The organism is Thalassospira sp. SN3W (genome assembly GCF_038070535.1).
Classification (GTDB): Bacteria; Pseudomonadota; Alphaproteobacteria; order Rhodospirillales; family Thalassospiraceae; genus Thalassospira; species Thalassospira xiamenensis.
Genome location: NZ_CP121124.1, coordinates 1,385,367 through 1,404,352, shown reverse-complemented (window position 1 = coordinate 1,404,352; position 18,986 = coordinate 1,385,367). Strand labels below are relative to the sequence as shown.

Below are 18,986 nucleotides of genomic sequence, written 5' to 3'. Positions count from 1 at the left end.
GGCATCAAAAGAAAAAAGCTCCGCGGATCAGGCGGAGCTTTTTGCTTTGTAGCGGGTGTTTCGGGCTTAGAGTTTGCCCAGCACGGTTTCGGCACTCGACACGTCAAAGGCGCCGGGTTCCTCGACCGCAAGATCGGTGACCTTGCCGTCATCGACAATCATGGCAAAGCGGTTGGCGCGTTTGCCAAGACCGCGACCGGTCAGGTCGAGTTCAAGGCCGGTCTTGCTAACGAAGGCGAGGTCGCCATCGGACAGCATGGTGATGTTTTCACCGGCATTTTCGGCCTTTGCCCAGGCGTTCAGAACAAAGGCATCGTTCGATGCCAGGCAGACGATTTCATCAACACCCTTTGCCTTGATGGCATCGGCATTGGCAACGAAGCCCGGCAGATGTTTGGCCGAGCAGGTCGGGGTGAAAGCGCCCGGCACGGCAAAGACAACGACCTTGCGACCGGCGAAAAATTCGTTGGTGTTGACGGCTTCGGGGCCGTCGGCGGTGGCGCGGAAAAGCGTGACTTCGGGAAGTTTGCTGCCGACTTCGATGGTCATGGGGTTTTCTCCGTCATGCGGGGGGCTTGATTGCCGCCCTTGTTCTGGTGATTGGGTAGAGCCTTTTCCGTTGGGATTGAAGCGATTTTGTTCGCCAAACCCGAACCCTTCGGGCCGGGACATTCTTCTGCCCCGCAGCGTCAGGGATCTTGACCGTAGCCCCGCTACGCTCTGCGATCCCTTCCTTGCGGGACAGAAGAATGCCTCCGGCAAAACGCTTCAATCCCAACGGAAAAGGCTCTAGGGCCATCAAACAGCAAAACGGGTTGATCTTCAATCATATCCGTTGGGGTTTCGATGGTTTCAAATCTTTGTCACGGTTTATCGTGATCCCGAAAAGATGTGCATCACATCACTTTTTCACAAGGTCGGTACCACCGGATGCGCGGGCGATGGCATCAAGGACTTCCTGTTTGCCAAGCAGTTCGGACAGCAGAACACCGTCCGGTGCCTTGGGCCCGAATACGGCATTGAACGGAATGCCATAGCGGCCATAACCCGCCAGATATTGCGAAATCACCGGATCGGGACGGGTCCAGTCGCCCTGCATCAGGATGACGTTATCGGCGGTCAGGGCAGCGGTCATATCGTCGGTTTCAAGGACCAGCTTTTTATTGACCTGACAGGTCACGCACCATTCGGCGGTAATATCGACCAGCACGGTTTTGCCATCGGCAACATGGCGGGCGATTTCATCCGGGGCGAAGGGCCGCCACGGCAGGGTTTGGCTGCTGGTGCGCGATGCGGTGTTCTTGAGCGGGGCCTTGGAAAAGCCCGGTGCGAACAGGGCGGCCAGCACGCCAAGGGTGGCGAGTGCGGTAAAGACATATTTGCGTTTCTGCACCGTCGTGCGATGGCGGGCAAACAAAAGAATACCGGTCATGACAAGGGCGATGCCAACCGCAATCGCCCCGGCCATCCCGATCTGCACGGCCAGAACCGACAGCAACCAGATGGCGGTGCCAGCAAGGGCCACGCCCAGAATGCCTTTGACAAAGCCCATCCAGCGGCCCGGTTTGGGCAGAAGGCGGGCGATTTCGGGACGGGCGGCAATCGCCAGATAGGGCACGGCCAGCCCGATGCCGAGCAGGGTGAATATCCAGAAGATGTCAAAGCTGCTGCCGGCCAGTGCGAAACCGACCGCCGTGCCAAGGAACGGGGCGGAGCACGGCGTTGCCAGCAGGGTTGCGAACATGCCGGTCAGGAAGTGACCGCCAAGATGGTGACCGGATTTTTCGCGTGCGGTGATGGTATCGTTGGCGGCATTGCCGAGTTCGGCCGGGCCATTGATTTCAAACAGGCCCCACATATTGAAGGCAAACAGGGCGACGATGATCGTCATCACGGTCAGGAACAGGGGTTGCTGGAACTGAATGCCCCAGCCAATCGTGCCACCGGCAAGCTTGATGGCGATCAGGACGGCCGCGATCAGCCAGAAGGAGGTGATGATACCCGCCGCACTGGCAAGGAAGCCGCGGCGCGTCGCACTGCGCGCAGAACCTTGGGCCTTCATCGCCGACATCACCTTGAGCGACAGGACCGGCAGGACGCAGGGCATGAAATTGAGGATAAACCCGCCCAGAAGGGCCAGCGCGCCCAGCAACCACAGGCTGGTGGTGGCGATGCCGGGGCTGGACGTCGCGTTGCTGCTGGTGGTGGTGCTTGTGCTGCTTGTGCCAGACGGCGCGGCGGCAATCTGACGGTCCTGTTCGATGGCAAGGGGGCCGGCGATAACGGTGACGATCACGTCATCGCCAATCGTGGTCTGATCGTCTTTCAGGCCATAGATCGGAATCCGGAACTGCTGTGTGCCGGTTGCTGCATCGGTTGCGGTCGGGACCGGCACGCCAAAGCCAAGGCGAACATTGCCTTCGATCAGGATTTCGACCGGGTCGGATGCGGTCTGATCAAGGCCGGTGATCGCGACATTCAGGACGGTCTGGTCATTTTCGCCTGATTGTGCTGTCGACTGCCAGATATCGGTGACCGACATCGGCAGGTTGTCCCCGCGAAGCGGCACACGGGATGCGAATTTTTCGATATCATGGGCAAAGCGGCTGATGCCTGCTGTATCGCTGTTTGCGCCATCCGAAAGGCTGGCGGGGATATCGAGGGTGAAGTTTGCCTGTGCGGGGATGCAGACGTCGCTACAGACCAGATAATCGACATCAAGACTGATGTTTGCGCCTTGTGCCGGATCGGTGATCGGCACATCAATCGGCAGGATGATGTGATCCTTGTAGCCAAAGGTTTCCAGCCCAAAGATCGAAAAACGATGCGGGGCGGGCCAGCGGATTTGACCGTCGCCGATATTGGTTGATCCGGTCCAGTCGAGTTGCGGCGGGAAACCGGCATCCCCGGCACTGCGCCAATAGATTTTCCAGTCGGGCTTAAGTTCGAATTCAAGACCAAGACGGATTTCATCGCGGCCATTGATGGCATCGCGCGCACTGATCAGGCGGAGTGATGCAAAATCCTCGTCAACCCAGTTGCTGGCCGCTGTCTGCGCGCTTGCACCCGCCCCAAACGGGGGGATAGTCGCAATCACAAGGCCAAGGGCTAGGAACAAAGATCGGATCACGGTGGCTTCCTTCTGGTCGTGAAGTCTTTTTACATCTTTCGGGGCGCGGCAGGAACGATGATGTTCCATTTCATGGATATGGCACAAATGGCTGCTTTGTGCCATGTGGCGATGGCTAATAGCTGTTGATGTTCATGGCAAGGCACGACTGCGTTACCGGGATGTGTGCGCATCGATGTGATCTTCAACACCATATTTTTATGCCGGTGTTGCTGTCGATTGCGTGTCAGGCTACCTACATGTAACGCAGTGGCGCGCTGCGTCTTTGATCAATGTCATTTTTACCCGTTTTGACGCCAAGGGTGGCTTTCGATGGTAATGTGTGACGGATCGCGCTAGGCTTGAGTGAACAGCACAGGAAAAGTTTGGGAATGGGAATTAGAGATCACACTGGCGAATATCTTGAAGGGAAGCTGCTTGTGGCGATGCCGGGCATGCGCGACCCGCGTTTTTCGCAAAGCGTGGTTTATATCTGTGCCCATAACGAGGATGGGGCGATGGGGCTGGTGATCAACCGGCTGATCGACAGCATCACCTTCCCGGAATTGCTTGAACAGCTTGGCATTGCGCGCCCGGCACCGACGATTGAAGATATTCAGGTGCATTTCGGCGGACCGGTCGAAAGCGGGCGGGGCTTTGTTCTGCACAGTACCGATTTTGAGAACGAGGCGACATTGCATGTCGATCCGGGTGTTTCGGTGACGGCAACGGTCGATATCCTTGAACAGATTGCGCTGGGCGAAGGTCCGAAAAGCAGCATTCTGGCCCTTGGTTATGCCGGATGGCGCAGCGGGCAGCTTGAAAACGAGATTCTTGCCAATGGCTGGCTGCATGTCGATGCCGATGCCGACCTTCTGTTTGGTGTTGATTGCGAAGACAAATGGGAACAGGCCTTTGCCAAGCTGGGCTTTGCCCCGGAACTTCTTTCAGGCGAAGCGGGCCACGCCTAAGGCCACGGGACCAAACCCTGCACGTGAAAAGCCTGCCGTTTCCGGCAGGCTTTGGTGTTTTGGTGACGTTTCAGGCCAGTAAACGGATCAGTCAAACAGGGCGTCGATTTCTTCCTGCGAGAATATCTGATCGATTTCGTCCTGGCTGACGCGTTCGACGTTTTGCGGCGCGCGGGTGACGGTTTTATCGAGATTGTCCTGACCTTTGGGGTCGGCGGGCAGATCGAATTCGCCAAAGTCATCCTCGCCCCAGATTTCGATGACGCGGGTGACGCGTTCCTCGATATATTTCATGGTGTTGACGACTTTGGTGATGCGCTGCCCGGTCAGATCCTGGAAGTTGCAGGATTCAAACACCTTGACCACCAGATCGACGATATCGTCGGCCAGCCCCTGCGTATAGTCATCAGGGGCGGCAGAGCGGATATTATGGGCAACCGCATCGATTTTTTCGACGGTTTCAAGGATGTTGGCGGTGGCATCCTCGGTCGCGGCGACGACGGAATCAAGCTCGCCTTTGACGATGTTGATCCGCGTGCCGCTGCTGTCGTCCGGCGCGGTATAGAGGGCGGCGATTTCGCGCTTGGTTTCCTGAATGGAATTGGCAAGGGCGCGAATTTCGGTCTTGAGCATGCGAAGCTCTTTGCGGGCGTCGTCCTGATCATCATCATCGGCGCGCGCATTCAGTTTCTTCTGTTCTTCCATCATGATGCGGATGTCGGACAGAAGTTCTGCCTTCAGATCCTCGATCGCATTATGGAGTGTCGACATATCCGTGCCACCCACTGCGCCGCCGCCATCAGGGGACGGGGCCGGTAGCGGCAGGGAGACGATATCACTCATACTTTCCAGCTTGTTGAGCAGCCGGAGCTCTGCGGTGAAAAGCTTTTTGCTTCCTTGGCGGGACATGAGCGAACCTCGATCTGAAACGTCACGGTAATCCTGTTCCGATGATAATCCACAAATCATCCCGGAACAGAAAAATATAATACTTTTGCATAGAATGGTTTCAGCCAAACGATCAGTTTGGCAAGACCATTCCCCTGATATTGGGGAAGATTCCCTCAATTAAAGGCATCTGCGCGTTTTTATGTAGGTTTCGTGTCCCGAAATACGGAAGCCGGTGCGCTTTTTTCCGGTGATTTCCTTGTGATTACAATCACAGAGATCGCAGCGTTTATCAACCTTTGTGCGGTGCATTCGAAAAACTTCATGCGTGCGGTCGGGGCATGCCGGGCCCGGTGTTGAAACGGGGAGTGATGATTTTACGACTCGGAACAGGGTAAATGATTGATTGTGATGGTTTTGCCTGTGGATAAAGTGGGCAAACGGGGGTGATTCTGGCGGTAAAACACGCGTCGTTCGGGGGATGCCGATAAATCCGTACCTAAATAAGGATTTTACCTGCGGTTTGTATCGCCTAAAGGATAATTTTGCCCTGTCTGTTGCGTGGCAGCAAAGCGGGCTATGATGGTCCGGCGCGATGAGGAATGGCACCATTTCTATCGCAAGGGTAGGGGATTGGATTTAGAAAAAAATTGAACCCATGCGCTAAATTCCTGAAAGGAAAAGTAATATTTTTGTGCAACGCAGCGAGGTTTTTTCTGGAACAGGCTGTTAAGATAGGCTATTCGCCTTCCATACCGTTGTGCCGCAGTGCATGCGGGTTTGAAAATCAGGTTTGTCTGATGTTACGTCGAGATCCTGGTGGCTATGCCGATTTATGGTTGAGTCATCACGGCATGCCTTTTCGATGAACGAACAACCCGTTATGTTCGTATATGTCGAGGGTCACGATGTGGCTTTCCTTTGGACAAATTGCCTTGAGATGTAATGCGAGGGGGCAGATTCGCATGTCGATCAAGATGCTGTTTCCCATTCTTTTGCTGGGATTGGCAGTTCTGACCGGACTGGATAGTGCCGCGCTTGCCGCGGTTGGTCAGCCTGAGCCATGGCAACTGGGTCTTCAGCACCCGGTTTCGCCGGTGGCTGTACAGGGCCATGATTTCTTTATTCTTCTGACATGGCTGATGACCGCCGTTACGGTGATCGTCCTGCTGTTGTTGCTTTATGTTCTTTTCCGCTTTAGCCGGAAACGGAATCCCATCCCGTCCAAGACCACCCACCATACGCTTCTTGAAATCGTATGGACCGTGGCGCCGGTCCTGATCCTTCTGATTATTGCGATCCCGTCGTTCCGTCTGCTGTATTTCGCAGACCGCGTCGAAGACGCCGATATGACGCTGAAGATCATCGGCAAGCAGTGGTACTGGACGTATGAATATCCCGACAGCGGCAATTTCACGTTCGATTCCCTGATGATCGACGAGGAAACCGCCGTTGCAGAGGGCAAGATGCGCCTTCTGGATGTGGACAACCCCGTCGTTCTGCCGGTTGACACCAATATCCGCCTGATCATGACATCGGACGATGTGATCCATAACTGGGCCATGCCGTCGCTGTTCATCAAGCTGGATGCCGTGCCGGGCCGCCTGAACGAAACCTGGACCCGCATTCCGGGCGAATATGCAGGCACCACCTTCTATGGTCAGTGTTCGGAACTGTGTGGCGTGAACCACGCCTACATGCCGATCGCGGTCAAGGCCGTGACCATGGAAGAATACGAAGCATGGGTCGCACAGGCCCAGGAGAAATTCGCGTCGGTTGATCTGCCGTCGCCGGTTTCTGTGGCTTCGGCAGAGTGAGGGAGAGATTTATGGCTCACGCTGACACACATTCGCATGATGATCACATGCCCGGTTTCTTTACCCGTTGGTTCCTTTCGACCAACCACAAGGATATCGGCACGCTCTATCTTGCATTCTCGCTGGTTGCCGGTCTGATCGGTGGTGCGTTTTCGGTCTGGTTCCGTATGGAACTGGCCCATCCGGGCACCCAGATCATCGAAGATCACCAGTTCTTTAACGTTCTGGTCACCGCACATGGCATGATCATGGTGTTCTTTGTTGTCATGCCCGCCATGATTGGCGGTTTTGGCAACTGGTTCGTGCCGATCATGATCGGTGCGCCCGACATGGCGTTCCCGCGACTGAACAATATTTCGTTCTGGCTGCTTGTGCCGGCCTTTGCGCTTTTGATGCTGTCGGCGGTTGTCGGCAGTGGTGCCGGGACCGGCTGGACGGTTTATCCGCCGCTGTCGGCCTCGCTTGGCCATCCCGATGCATCGGTTGATCTGGCGATCTTTGCGTTGCACCTTGCCGGTGCAAGCTCGATCCTGGGGGCGGTGAACTTCATCACCACCATTTTCAACATGCGTGCGCCGGGCATGACGCTTCACAAGATGCCGCTGTTTGCGTGGGCGATGCTGGTAACGGCGTTCCTTCTGCTTCTGGCGGTGCCGGTGCTGGGTGGTGCGATCACCATGCTTCTGACCGACCGTAACTTTGGCACGGATTTCTTCAATCCGGCCGGTGGCGGTGACCCGATCCTGTATCAGCACCTGTTCTGGTTCTTTGGTCATCCCGAAGTTTACATCATGATCCTGCCGGGCTTTGGCATCATCAGCCACATCATTTCGACCTTCTCGCGCAAGCCGATTTTCGGCTATCTCGGGATGGCCTATGCCATGGTCGCAATCGGTGTTGTCGGTTTCATCGTGTGGGCACACCACATGTATACCGTCGGCCTTGATGTTGATACGCGTGCCTATTTCACCGCGGCAACGATGGTGATTGCGGTGCCGACCGGGGTTAAGATCTTTTCGTGGATTGCAACGATGTGGGGCGGCTCGATCGAGCTTCGCGCACCGATGCTGTGGGCGATCGGCTTTATCTTCCTGTTCACGGTTGGTGGTGTGACCGGCGTTATCCTTGCGAACTCGGGCATGGATCTGCCGCTGCATGATACCTATTTCGTGGTGGCGCATTTCCACTATGTGCTGTCGCTGGGTGCGGTGTTCTCGATCTTTGCGGGCTTCTATTACTGGTTCAGCAAAATGTCGGGTTACGAGATTTCCGATCTGGGCGCCAAGATTCATTTCTGGCTGTTCTTTATCGGTGTCAACCTGACCTTCTTCCCGCAGCACTTCCTGGGGCTGGCCGGCATGCCGCGCCGTTATGCCGATTACCCGGATGCGTTTGCAGGCTGGAACCTTGTTTCGTCCTATGGTGCGTATCTTTCATTCGCAGCGACGATCTTCTTTGTCGGGGTGGTGGCGCATGCCTTCATCCGTGGCAAAAAGGCCGAAGCCAACCCATATGGCGAAGGTGCGGATACACTGGAATGGACCGTCAGCTCGCCGCCGCCGTTCCATACCTTTGACGAACTGCCGCGCATCAAGTAATTGATCCGATCTTGCGTTCCCCGCCGGTGACCATGGGTTCCCGGCGGGGAACATACGACCGCCCCGAGAAAAGAAGACCAGAATTACATGACCAAGCAGGCCGCCCAGCAGACCCTTGCAATCGATAACATCGCCGCATTACCGGTATCGGAAGTGCGCGACTATATCGCGTTGCTTAAACCCGGTGTGATGACCCTTGTGGTGTTTACCGGTGCCGTGGGTCTTTTGATTGCACCGGAAACAATGCATCCGTTCCTGGCACTGGTTGCGATTGCCTGCATTGCCGTTGCCAGCGGTGCGGCGGCATCGATCAACATGTGGTACGACCGCGACATCGATATCCACATGAAACGCACCCAGAACCGTCCGATCCCGGCGGGGCGTGTGCCCGCCGACGAGGCGCTTTCGCTGGGGATTGCGTTATCCATTCTTTCGGTGACCGTGATGGCGGTTGCGATCAATTTTGCCGCCGCCGCCCTTCTGGCGGTGTCGATTGCGTTTTACGTGTTCGTTTACACCATGTGGCTGAAGCGCAGCACACCGCAGAATATCGTCATTGGCGGTGCCGCCGGGGCATTTCCCCCGATGATCGGCTGGGCGTCGGTGACCGGCGGGATCGATATCAATTCGATTGCGTTGTTTCTGATTATCTTCATGTGGACGCCGCCGCATTTCTGGGCGCTGGCCCTGTTCCGGTGTGGTGATTATGCCAAGGTCGGGGTTCCGATGATGCCGGTTGTGGCCGGGGAGGCCGCAACCAAAAAACAGATGCTGATCTATACGATCCTGTTGTTGCCGATCACGTTTGTGCCGGTCGCGACCGGATTGCTTGGCGTGTTTTACGGTGTGACGGCGGGACTGACCGGGCTTTGGTTCCTGCGTCATGCGGTTCGCGTGTTGCGCAATGCGGAAGAAAAAGCACCGCACAAGATGTTCGGATATTCGATCCTGTATCTGTTCGTTCTGTTCGGGGCGATGGTCGCCGATGTCTGGATCAAAGGATATCTGGCATGACCGAGCCCAAAATGAGTAAAGCCGAACTCGACGCGTTTTACGCCAAACGGCGCAAAAAGAACTGGGCGTTTCTTGTCATTCTTGGCGGGCTGGCGGTTCTGTTTTTCGCCATCACCATTCTTAAGATGAGCTAGGGCATATATGGCTGATCAGAAGCATGCGGACAAAACAAAGGCGCGCAACAAGCGCGTATTGCTTGGTTGTGTTGCCGTTGTTGGCGGCATGATTGGCCTGTCTTATGCTTCGGTCCCGCTTTATGCGCTGTTCTGTCAGGTGACGGGATATGGCGGCACAACACAGGTTGGCACCGATGCGCCGCGCGATGTTTCGGAACAGACCATCAAAATCCGGTTCAATGCCGATGTGAATTCCCGTCTGCCGTGGCAGTTCAAGCCCGAGCAGCGCGAAATGACCGTGAAACTGGGCGAAGACAACCTTGCCCATTACATGGCCGAAAACATGTCGGTCAAACCGATCACCGGTCAGGCGGTTTACAATGTAACGCCGCTTAAGGCCGGGCAGTATTTCAGCAAGATCGCCTGTTTCTGTTTTGACGAACAGACGCTTGAACCCGGCCAGCGTGTGGATATGCCGGTCAGTTTCTATGTCGATCCGGCGATTGCAGAAGACCCGAATACCCGAGACGTGAAGACCATTACCCTGTCCTATACCTTCTATAAGGCCGAGGCATCGGTTGAAGGGCCGGACGGGGACGAAGAAAATGGAGGCTAGGGCCTGATGATTGTGCAGGTATCCCGGTTTCCAATGAAGAGAGCTTTAAAGGTTTCATTTGTGAGGATTGAGGGGGGCGAGGAATGAGTGATCACGCTCAGAAACATCCGTTCCATCTGGTAGACCCGAGCCCGTGGCCGTTGGTGGCTGCGATGTCGGCAGGGCTGTTTACCGGTGGCATGGTCATGTTCATGCATTCGGATCGTGCGCCGACAGATTTCTGGCTGGCAGCACTTGGTTTGGCGGGCATTCTTTTTGTGATGTTCCGCTGGTGGAGCAACGTGATCAGCGAGTCCAGCATCTACCACAACAAGGTGGTGCAGATCGGCTTGCGGTATGGCATGTCGCTGTTTATCGCGTCCGAGGTGATGTTCTTTGTCGCCTTCTTCTGGGCCTTCTTCCACAACGCGTTTGTGATTTTCAGCCCCGGTGTGACCGAATGGCCGCCAGCAGGCGTTGAAGTCCTTGATCCGTGGGATTTGCCGTTCCTCAATACGCTGATCCTGCTTCTGTCGGGCTGCACGCTGACCTGGGCGCATCATGGCTGCCTTGAAGGCAAGAAAAAGGATATGGTGCAGGGGCTGGCGATTACGGTTGCCCTTGGCGTTATCTTCCTGTGTCTTCAGGCTTATGAATACAGCCATGCCGCATTCGGTTTTGCCGATGGCATTTATTCATCGACCTTCTATATGGCGACCGGTTTCCACGGTTTCCATGTGTTTGTCGGTACAGTGTTCCTGGCGGTGTGCCTTGGGCGCGCGATCAAGGACGGCTTCAAACCCGATCATCATTTCGGTCTGGAAGCCGCAGCCTGGTACTGGCATTTCGTTGACGTTGTCTGGCTGTTCCTGTTCTTTGCCGTTTACATCTGGGGCGGCGAATAAAGGATACCGGTCACCCAATGACCATGGATTATTATCCTGCACTTTCCCCCATACGCACCGGGCTGGCATGCAAATGCCCCCGCTGCGGTGGGGGAAAGCTGTTTTCGGGCTTTCTGACAGTTCGCGAAAGCTGTGATCAGTGCGGTCTTGACCTTCGTGGTCATGATGCCGGTGATGGCCCGGCGATTTTCATCATTTTCATCCTCGGCTTTGTCGTGGTGCCGCTGGCGCTTTGGGTCGAGATGACCTATATGCCGCCTTTGTGGTTGCATGCGGTGTTATGGTTTCCGACCATCATCGGGGTAACACTGGCCTTGCTGCGACCGTTAAAAGGCCTCATGGTGGCGCTGCAATATCGCCATCGGTCGACTTCCGAACAGGATTGAACCCAATAGATGCCCCTTCTGACGACACGCCCCAGCCCTGCGATCAAAATCTGTGCCGGTCTTGCCCTTGTGATCCTTCTGGGACTTGGGTCCTGGCAGGTGGATCGTCTGTTCTGGAAACAGAACCTGATCGCGGAACGTCAGGCGCATGCGTCCGAGCCGCCGATTGCCGTGCCAACCGATGTGGCACCGGACCCGGCGATGGCATTCCGGGCCGCCTATGCCGACGGCCATTTCCTGAACGATCAGGAAATGTATCTGATGGCGCGCACACGCCGGGGCAATATCGGGTTTCATCTGATCACGCCGCTGGAACAGGAAGATGGCCGGATCATTCTGGTCAATCGCGGCTGGGTGCCGCAGGATTATCGCGATCCGTCAACCCGGCCTGACAGCCTGATTGAAGGCAATGTCCGGGTGACCGGCGTGTTGCGCCTGCCGCAGACCCGACACTGGGTTCAGCCGGAAAACGAACCGCTGGAAAATCAGTGGTTCTTTGTCGATGTCGATGCGATGGCCGAGGATAGCGGGGCGGATCTTGCCAGCCGCTATTATCTTGAACTTGACGAAACGGAAATCCCCGGCGGGTTGCCGATTGGTGGTCAGGCCAAAATCGATCTTCCGAACAATCATCTTCAATATGCGATCACATGGTACAGCCTTGCGCTTTCACTGATTGTGATCTTTATTCTGTATCACCGCCGCCCGCAGAAGGATGGCACAGACAGCTGATCTGGCTGCCTGTGGTCCAGCCCTTTGATTGCCGGATGCCGCCATTGTGCGGCATGTTGGCCGTGCTTTTTTGCCCCGTTTTCCGGTTCCGCCGAACAGGAGTTTCCATGACTGACGCCTATAAATCGCTTGAAGCCCGTTTTCGCCGCATCAATGTTCTGTCCGATATTGGCGGTATGCTGCATTGGGACATGGCGGCGATGATGCCCAACGGCGGGGCCAATGCCCGGTCCGAGCAACTGGCGACCCTTGATGTCATGGCCAATGAACTGATCACCGCACCCGATATGGGCGATCTGATCGAAGCGGCAGGGGGTGAAAACCTTGATGCGTGGCAGAAAGCCAATCTGGCGGAAATGAAACGCAATTGGGTGCATGGCACGGCGGTGCCGTCCGATCTGGTGGAGAAAATGTCGCTGGCGGCGACCAGTTGCGAAGTCGCATGGCGCGGGGCGCGTGCCGATAATGATTTTGCCGGGCTTTTGCCGAAACTTCAGACGGTTCTTGACCTGTCGATAGAGGCGGGCAAAGCCAAGGCCGAAGCCCTTGGCACGTCGGTCTATGACGCGCTTCTCGATCAGTATGACCCGATGATGCGGTCTGATCGGATCGATAGCCTGTTTGCCGAACTGGAATCGTTCCTGCCGTCTTTCACCGCCGAGGTGATTGAACGCCAGAAGTACGAAGAAGCCCCGATAAGCCCGACCGGGCCGTTCCCGGTTTCGGTTCAGAACAAGGTCGGCCTTGATCTGATGCAGGCGGTCGGTTTTGATTTCGAGCATGGCCGTCTGGATATTTCGCATCATCCGTTCTGTGGCGGCATTCCCGATGATGTGCGCATTACGACGCGCTATGACGAGAATGATTTCACATCGGCGATCATGGGGGTTCTGCATGAAACCGGCCATGCGATGTATGAACGCGGATTGCCCGGCGCGTGGCGCAATCAGCCGGTGGGCAAGGCGCGCGGCATGACCCTGCATGAAAGCCAGTCGCTTCTGGTGGAAATGCAGGCCAGCCGGTCGGAAGAATTCCTGACCTATGCCGGGCCGGTCTTCAAGACGGCGTTTGGTGGCGATGACGCGGCATGGAATGCAGGCAACCTGCATCGGCTTTATACACGGGTCGAGCCGGGCCTGATCCGCGTGGATGCCGACGAGGTGACATATCCGGCGCATGTGATCCTGCGCTATCGGCTGGAGCGTGCCCTGATCGAAGGCGACATGAAGCTTGCCGATCTGCCGGAGGCGTGGAACGAAATGATGGGCAAATTGCTGGGCATTACGCCGCCCGATGACAGGGATGGCTGCCTGCAGGATATTCATTGGCCGTCGGGGGCGTGGGGATATTTCCCGACCTATACGCTGGGCGCGATGGCAGCGGCCCAGATTTTTGCCGCAGCGAAAAAGGCCAAGCCGGAAATCCCCGCAGCACTGTCGCGCGGTGATTTCAGCCCGTTGATGGGGTGGCTTGGCGAAAATATCCACGGCAAGGCATCGAGCAAATCAACCGACGAGATTCTGATCGAGGCAACCGGTCAACCGCTTGGCGTGGCGGCCTTCAAGGCGCATATGGAAAACAGATATGGCGGGTGAAACTGATTGATTGGCGATGCTTATCTGATAGCATCACTCGTCCTTCCGGCACAGGTGACGGCAGGCAAATAGCCCCACATCAGGATATTCTGATTTAATGTCCATTTTCCCGGAAGTGTCATGGGGATAACCGACGGCAACAAGAAAGTGATGGATCGGCAGGTATATGCCGCCGATCAGGTGATCTTCCGGGAAGGAAAACCCGGCAGTGCAGCCTTTGTCGTGCAGGAAGGCCGGGTTGAAATCTTCAAGACCATGAATGGCAACGAAGAAGTCATCCTTGGCACCATCGAAGCCGGGGGGCTTTTTGGTGAACTGGCATTGGTGGACAACCAGCCGCGGATGGCATCGGCGCGGGCGCGTGAACGCACGGTCCTGATTGCGATCAATCGCCAGACGTTTGAGCAGAAAATGGCGGCGTCGGATCGCTTCATCAAGGCGATCCTGCGGATTCTGCTGAATAACTACCGCACGGTGGTGCGTCGTGCCGCGGTGGCGGAAGCCAAGCTCAAGGAACATGGGATCGAGCTTGATAAATAGGCAGCGATCACGCGGCGTTACGCGATATTGCGCAAAGCACGCCTGATCTGCCGGATTGACCCTTGACTATGGCGGCTGTTCCCCTCACTAACTTTCGGTTTGGAGTGTCTTTGCCCGTTTGGGGCAGGGGTGCCTGAATGTTGTGAAAGCCCAGTTCAGGAGCATAGGTCGTTGCGTTATGTCAGCACGCGGGGAACCGCGCCGGTTTTGCAGTTTGATGATGTCCTTTTGGCCGGTCTGGCCCGTGATGGTGGATTGTATGTGCCGGAAATCTGGCCGACTTTTACTGCCGATGACATTCGTGCGCTGCGGACCCTGACTTATGCCGAGGTTGCCTATAAGGTGATCCAGCCCTTTACGACCGGATCGGTCGATGATGCGGCGCTTAAAACCATCCTTGAAGAAACCTATGCCGGGTTTGATCACGAAGCCGTCGCACCGCTTAAGCAGCTTGGTGCCAATGACTGGGTGATGGAGCTTTTCCATGGGCCGACACTGGCGTTCAAGGATTATGCGTTGCAGGTGGTCGGGCGACTGTTTGACCATGTTCTGGCCAAGCGCGGCGAACGGATCACGATTGTCGGGGCGACGTCGGGTGATACCGGATCGGCCGCGATTGAAGCGTGCCGGGACCGGGAAAATATCGATATTTTCATCCTGCATCCGAAAGGCCGCGTTTCCGAAGTGCAGCGTCGCCAGATGACGACCATCCTGTCGGACAATGTGCATAACATCGCGGTCGAGGGATCGTTTGATGATTGTCAGGACCTTGTGAAGGCATTGTTCAATGATCATGCCTTTCGTGACGAGGTCGGCCTTTCGGCGGTCAATTCGATCAACTGGGCGCGCATCATGTGCCAGATCGCCTATTATTTCTGGGCGGGGGCGCAGCTTGGATCGCCGGAACGCGAAATATCGTTTTCCGTGCCGTCGGGCAATTTCGGCAATGTCTATGCCGGATATGCCGCGATGCAGATGGGGCTTCCGATCAAACAGTTTGTGGTCGGGGCCAACCGCAATGACATTCTGGCCCGCTTTTTCGAAAGTGGTGTGATGAAGATGGAAGGTGTCGAGCCGTCCATCAGCCCGTCGATGGATATTCAGGTCAGTTCGAACTTTGAACGTCTGATGTTTGATCTTTATGATCGTGACGGTCTGGCGATTGCCGGGATGCTGACGAAGTTCCGCGAAACCGGGATCATGGAAATGTCGCAGGGGCAGTTTGCCCGGGCGCGCGAACATTTTGACGGTTATCGGCTAAGCGATGATGAAACCCGGGCGGCGATCCGGGATGTGCTGGCGACCAGTGGCGAGCTTGTTGATCCGCATTCGGTGATCGGTATTGTCGCCGGGCGCAAATGCAATCGTGACAAATCGGTGCCGATGGTGGCGCTGGCGACAGCACACCCGGCGAAGTTCCCGGATGCGGTCAAACAGGCATCGGGGATTTATCCGGACTTGCCCGCACGGCTGTCTGACCTATATGACCGGCCTGAGAAGGTCGAGCCCATGTCCAATGATGTTGGTGCATTGATGGCGCATGTTCGCGACAGGCGACGTGCGGCCTGAAATACAGTAATACGAGGGCATGAAATGAAACACAGGAGTAAAGCTATATGACAGTCGAGCTCACCCGGCTTGACAACGGGATGATCGTTGCGACCGACCGCCTTGAACATGTTCAATCCGTAGCGCTTGGCGCGTGGGTTGATGTGGGTGCGCGCAACGAAACACCCGATATCAACGGCATTTCCCATATGCTTGAACATATGGCGTTCAAGGGAACGCGGCGTCGCAGCGCGCTTCAGATTTCCGAGGAAATCGAGAATGTTGGCGGGCAGATGAATGCCTATACCTCGCGCGAGAATACGGCCTATTACTGCAAGGTCCTGCATGAAGATCAGGAACTGGCGATTGATGTGATTGCCGATATTTTGCAGAATTCGACGCTGGATGCGAAGGAACTTGAGCGCGAACGTCAGGTGATTTTGCAGGAAATCGGGCAGGCCAATGATACGCCCGATGACATTGTTTTCGATTATTTCCAGGAAACGGCCCTGCCGGATCAGGCGTTGGGCCGGTCGATCCTTGGCAGCCCTGAAAATGTATCGTCGCTATCGCGTGATGATCTGTTTGATTTCATGTCGCGGCGTTACAGCCCGAAACGCATGGTGTTTTCGGCATCGGGCAAGGTTGATCATCAGCAGATTGTCGATCTGGTCTCGGAAAAGTTCGATAACCTTCCGGCGCATGAAGATCATGAAATGGAAGCCCTTCGCTATGAGGGCGGCAGCCGGATCGAGCAGCGCGACCTTGAACAGGTGCATGTGATTTTCGGCCTGCCGACGGTGTCCTATACCGATGACAGTTTCTATGATCTGCAGGTGTTCAACACGCTTCTGGGTGGCGGCATGTCTTCGCGGCTGTTCCAGGAAATCCGTGAAAAGCGCGGGCTTGTCTATTCGGTCTATAGCTTCTCGTCACATTATGTCGATGGCGGGCTGTTTTCGATTTATGCCGGAACCGGGCCGAACGACATTGGCGAATTGATGCCGGTGATGTGTGACGAGCTGGTCCGCGCCACGGTCGATTTGACCGAGGAAGAAGTGAACCGGGCGCGTGCACAGCTTAAGGCATCGGTCGTGATGGGCATGGAAAGCAATTCCGGTCGTTGCGAAACGCTTGCGCGCCAGATCCAGATTTTTGGTGGTCCGCAGACCATGGAAGAAATCATTGCCAAGGTCGAGGCGGTTGACCTTGAACGGGTGCGTGCGGCGGGCAAGTCGCTTCTGGGCGGGACGCCGACGGTGACAGCGCTTGGCCCGGTCAAGGGCATGCCGGGTTATGATGATCTGGCGGCACGGCTGCGCGCCTGATCAATCTGATTGTCGATATGGAACGGCGTTCGCACATGTGGCGGACGCCGTTTGTTTTTGCGGGCGGCGGTCCTGTGGTATATCCGATAGGAAAGATCACGGGGTTTTGGGCAGGCTGGCATGCATTACGCATTTGATATTGGCGGATCGAAAATCGAGTTTGGGGTGTTTGATGGCGGGGGCGATATCCGGTCCCAGATCAAGGTGCCGACACCCACGCAAGATCGCGATGCCTTTGTTGCGGCGATTGCCGGGCTGATTGCCGATGCGGACGGTGAATTTGGCGAGAATGCCGATATCGGCATCAGCTTTGCCGGGGGGCTTGATCCCAAGACCGGGGCGGTGATTTCGGCCAATATTCCGGCGATCAAGGGATGGCCGTTTGGCCCGGAACTTTCCAGAATCCTTACCCGCGATGTGCGGGTTGCCAATGATGCCGATTGCTTTGCACTTGCCGAAGCACGCGGCGGGGCGGCCAAGGGCGCGCGGACGGTTTTTGCCATCATCCTTGGCACCGGGGTGGGCGGCGGCATTGTGGTGGATGGGCAGTTCATTGGCGGGCGCAGCGGCATTCGCGGCGAATGGGGGCATGGCAATGATGTTTCGGGTGCGCTGATCCGTCATGGGCTTGCGCCGGTGGTGTGCGGCTGTGGCCGGACCGGGTGCCTTGATGCCTGGGGCGGGGCGCGGGGGCTTGAACGGATTTACGCGCAGATTGCCGGACTTTCCCCCGGACAGGAACGGCCGAGTTACGAGATCACCGACGGCTGGCAGGCAGGGGATGCACTGGCGACCCGCGCGGTGGACATCTTTGTTGATCTGATCGCGGGGGAGCTTGCATTGATGGTCAATGTGCTTGACCCCGATTGCGTGCCGGTCGGCGGCGGACTGGCATCCGAAAGCCGCCTGATTGCGATGATCGATGACGCGGTCCGCAAACGGGTTCTGGGCCGCTATGACGCGCCTTTGGTGGTGCCGGGGCAGCATAGCCGCGATGGCGGGCTTCGCGGGGCGGCGATGCTGCATCTTCTGGATGACGGGGCGGGCGTATGACAACCGCAAAAAAGCCGCTTCTGGAAATCTGTGTTGAAAGTTTTGACGATGCGATGGTGGCCGCGCGCGCCGGGGCGGACCGCATTGAATATTGCGCGGCCCTTGCGGTCGGCGGGGTGACGCCAAGTGCCGGGGCGATGGCCGGTTTGCGCGATATCCCGGTGCCCTGCCGGGTGATGATCCGGCCACGGCCCGGCGATTTCATCTATGGCGCGTCTGACGTGGCGATGATGAAACATGACATCGCCCTTGCCCGCGACCACGGGGCAGAGGGGATCGTGATTGGCGCGGCGACGCCGGATGGGCGGCTTGATCGCGACATGCTGGCCGATCTTCTGTCCGTGGCGGGCGGGCTTGGGGCGACATTGCATCGGGTGTTTGACGCGGTGCCCGATCCGTTTGACGCGCTTGAAGGTGCCATCGACCTTGGCTTTGACCGTATCCTGACATCGGGCCAGCAGCCGACTGCCGAACAGGGGGCGGACATGATTGCGCGCCTGATCACACAGGCCGACGGACGGATCACCATCCTGCCCGGATCGGGCATCACGCCGGAAAATGCGGCAAAATTGCTGCGCACAACCGGGGCCACGGAACTGCATGCATCGTGCAAGAAAGCGAACCCGGCGGGGGACGGTTACGCGGCCGGACGGGTAGCGACCGATGGGGATATTGTGCGGGGGGTTAAGGTGGGGATGGCGGGATGAAGACCGGCTTAAATCTGAGTGCGTCTCAATTCTTCCAGATGTTCTCCGCTCGTAAGATCGATCTGACCAACATTAGATTTTCAT

General features: G+C 56.7%; 18 protein-coding genes. 15 read left to right on the top strand and 3 right to left on the bottom strand.

All coding sequences use genetic code 11. The annotated features are described in order from the left end of the window. Positions 1-66: 66 nt before the first annotated feature. Both P8T57_RS06315 and P8T57_RS06310 read right to left on the bottom strand, forming a co-directional pair. The gene (locus tag P8T57_RS06315; RefSeq protein ID WP_007092280.1) at positions 67-549 is read right to left on the bottom strand and encodes a peroxiredoxin; all 483 of its coding nucleotides are present in this window, start codon (positions 547-549) and stop codon (positions 67-69) included. 352 nt (positions 550-901) lie between these two features. Further along, positions 902-3,130 (bottom strand): protein-disulfide reductase DsbD domain-containing protein, encoded by a 2,229-nt coding sequence (locus P8T57_RS06310; protein WP_341364922.1) that lies wholly within the window; start codon positions 3,128-3,130, stop codon positions 902-904. Between the two features lie 371 nt (positions 3,131-3,501). Between P8T57_RS06310 and P8T57_RS06305 the strand changes: the two genes are divergently transcribed. Further along, positions 3,502-4,080 carry a YqgE/AlgH family protein gene (locus P8T57_RS06305; protein WP_007092278.1) on the top strand — a complete coding sequence of 193 codons (579 nt, stop codon included), beginning with the start codon at positions 3,502-3,504 and terminating at the stop codon, positions 4,078-4,080. 87 nt (positions 4,081-4,167) lie between these two features. Here the strand turns inward: P8T57_RS06305 and P8T57_RS06300 are convergent, their stop codons facing one another. Then, positions 4,168-4,989, bottom strand: a complete 822-nt coding sequence (locus P8T57_RS06300; protein ID WP_007092277.1) for a hypothetical protein — start codon at positions 4,987-4,989, stop codon at positions 4,168-4,170. Positions 4,990-5,933: 944 nt separating this feature from the next. Between P8T57_RS06300 and coxB the strand changes: the two genes are divergently transcribed. From coxB to P8T57_RS06230, 14 genes are all read left to right on the top strand, one after another. After that, positions 5,934-6,785, top strand: coding sequence for a cytochrome c oxidase subunit II (coxB, locus tag P8T57_RS06295; RefSeq protein WP_007092276.1), 852 nt, complete (start codon positions 5,934-5,936; stop codon positions 6,783-6,785). An 11-nt stretch (positions 6,786-6,796) separates the two neighbouring features. Next, positions 6,797-8,383 (top strand): cytochrome c oxidase subunit I, encoded by a 1,587-nt coding sequence (ctaD, locus tag P8T57_RS06290; protein ID WP_007092275.1) that lies wholly within the window; start codon positions 6,797-6,799, stop codon positions 8,381-8,383. Between the two features lie 87 nt (positions 8,384-8,470). Next, positions 8,471-9,397, top strand: a complete 927-nt coding sequence (cyoE, locus tag P8T57_RS06285; RefSeq protein ID WP_341364921.1) for a heme o synthase — start codon at positions 8,471-8,473, stop codon at positions 9,395-9,397. Beyond that, positions 9,394-9,531 (top strand): hypothetical protein, encoded by a 138-nt coding sequence (locus P8T57_RS06280; RefSeq protein WP_156962616.1) that lies wholly within the window; start codon positions 9,394-9,396, stop codon positions 9,529-9,531. The genes cyoE and P8T57_RS06280 overlap by 4 nt, the downstream gene beginning before the upstream one ends. A gap of 7 nt (positions 9,532-9,538) precedes the next feature. Beyond that, positions 9,539-10,129: a cytochrome c oxidase assembly protein gene (locus P8T57_RS06275; RefSeq protein WP_065701828.1), complete on the top strand. Its 591-nt coding sequence runs from the start codon at positions 9,539-9,541 to the stop codon at positions 10,127-10,129. 83 nt (positions 10,130-10,212) lie between these two features. After that, entirely contained in the window at positions 10,213-11,013 is an 801-nt protein-coding gene (locus tag P8T57_RS06270; protein WP_007092272.1) for a cytochrome c oxidase subunit 3, read from the top strand. A 17-nt stretch (positions 11,014-11,030) separates the two neighbouring features. Continuing rightward, positions 11,031-11,399 (top strand): DUF983 domain-containing protein, encoded by a 369-nt coding sequence (locus tag P8T57_RS06265; protein WP_037987152.1) that lies wholly within the window; start codon positions 11,031-11,033, stop codon positions 11,397-11,399. A 9-nt stretch (positions 11,400-11,408) separates the two neighbouring features. Further along, complete coding sequence (locus tag P8T57_RS06260) at positions 11,409-12,131, top strand: SURF1 family protein (protein ID WP_007092270.1); 723 nt, start codon at positions 11,409-11,411, stop codon at positions 12,129-12,131. Positions 12,132-12,238: 107 nt separating this feature from the next. After that, a complete protein-coding gene (locus P8T57_RS06255; RefSeq protein ID WP_341364920.1) occupies positions 12,239-13,726 on the top strand; it encodes a carboxypeptidase M32 in 1,488 nt (495 codons plus the stop codon). A gap of 120 nt (positions 13,727-13,846) precedes the next feature. Continuing rightward, the gene (locus tag P8T57_RS06250; protein WP_063092049.1) at positions 13,847-14,266 is read left to right on the top strand and encodes a cyclic nucleotide-binding domain-containing protein; all 420 of its coding nucleotides are present in this window, start codon (positions 13,847-13,849) and stop codon (positions 14,264-14,266) included. A 171-nt stretch (positions 14,267-14,437) separates the two neighbouring features. Next, positions 14,438-15,835 carry a threonine synthase gene (gene thrC / locus P8T57_RS06245; protein ID WP_341364919.1) on the top strand — a complete coding sequence of 466 codons (1,398 nt, stop codon included), beginning with the start codon at positions 14,438-14,440 and terminating at the stop codon, positions 15,833-15,835. Positions 15,836-15,882: 47 nt separating this feature from the next. After that, positions 15,883-17,142 carry a pitrilysin family protein gene (locus P8T57_RS06240; RefSeq protein ID WP_341364918.1) on the top strand — a complete coding sequence of 420 codons (1,260 nt, stop codon included), beginning with the start codon at positions 15,883-15,885 and terminating at the stop codon, positions 17,140-17,142. 120 nt (positions 17,143-17,262) lie between these two features. Continuing rightward, on the top strand, positions 17,263-18,195 hold the full coding sequence (locus P8T57_RS06235; RefSeq protein ID WP_341364917.1) for an ROK family protein: 933 nt from the start codon (positions 17,263-17,265) through the stop codon (positions 18,193-18,195). Further along, the gene (locus P8T57_RS06230; RefSeq protein WP_341364916.1) at positions 18,192-18,902 is read left to right on the top strand and encodes a copper homeostasis protein CutC; all 711 of its coding nucleotides are present in this window, start codon (positions 18,192-18,194) and stop codon (positions 18,900-18,902) included. The genes P8T57_RS06235 and P8T57_RS06230 overlap by 4 nt, the downstream gene beginning before the upstream one ends. Positions 18,903-18,986 lie beyond the last annotated feature (84 nt).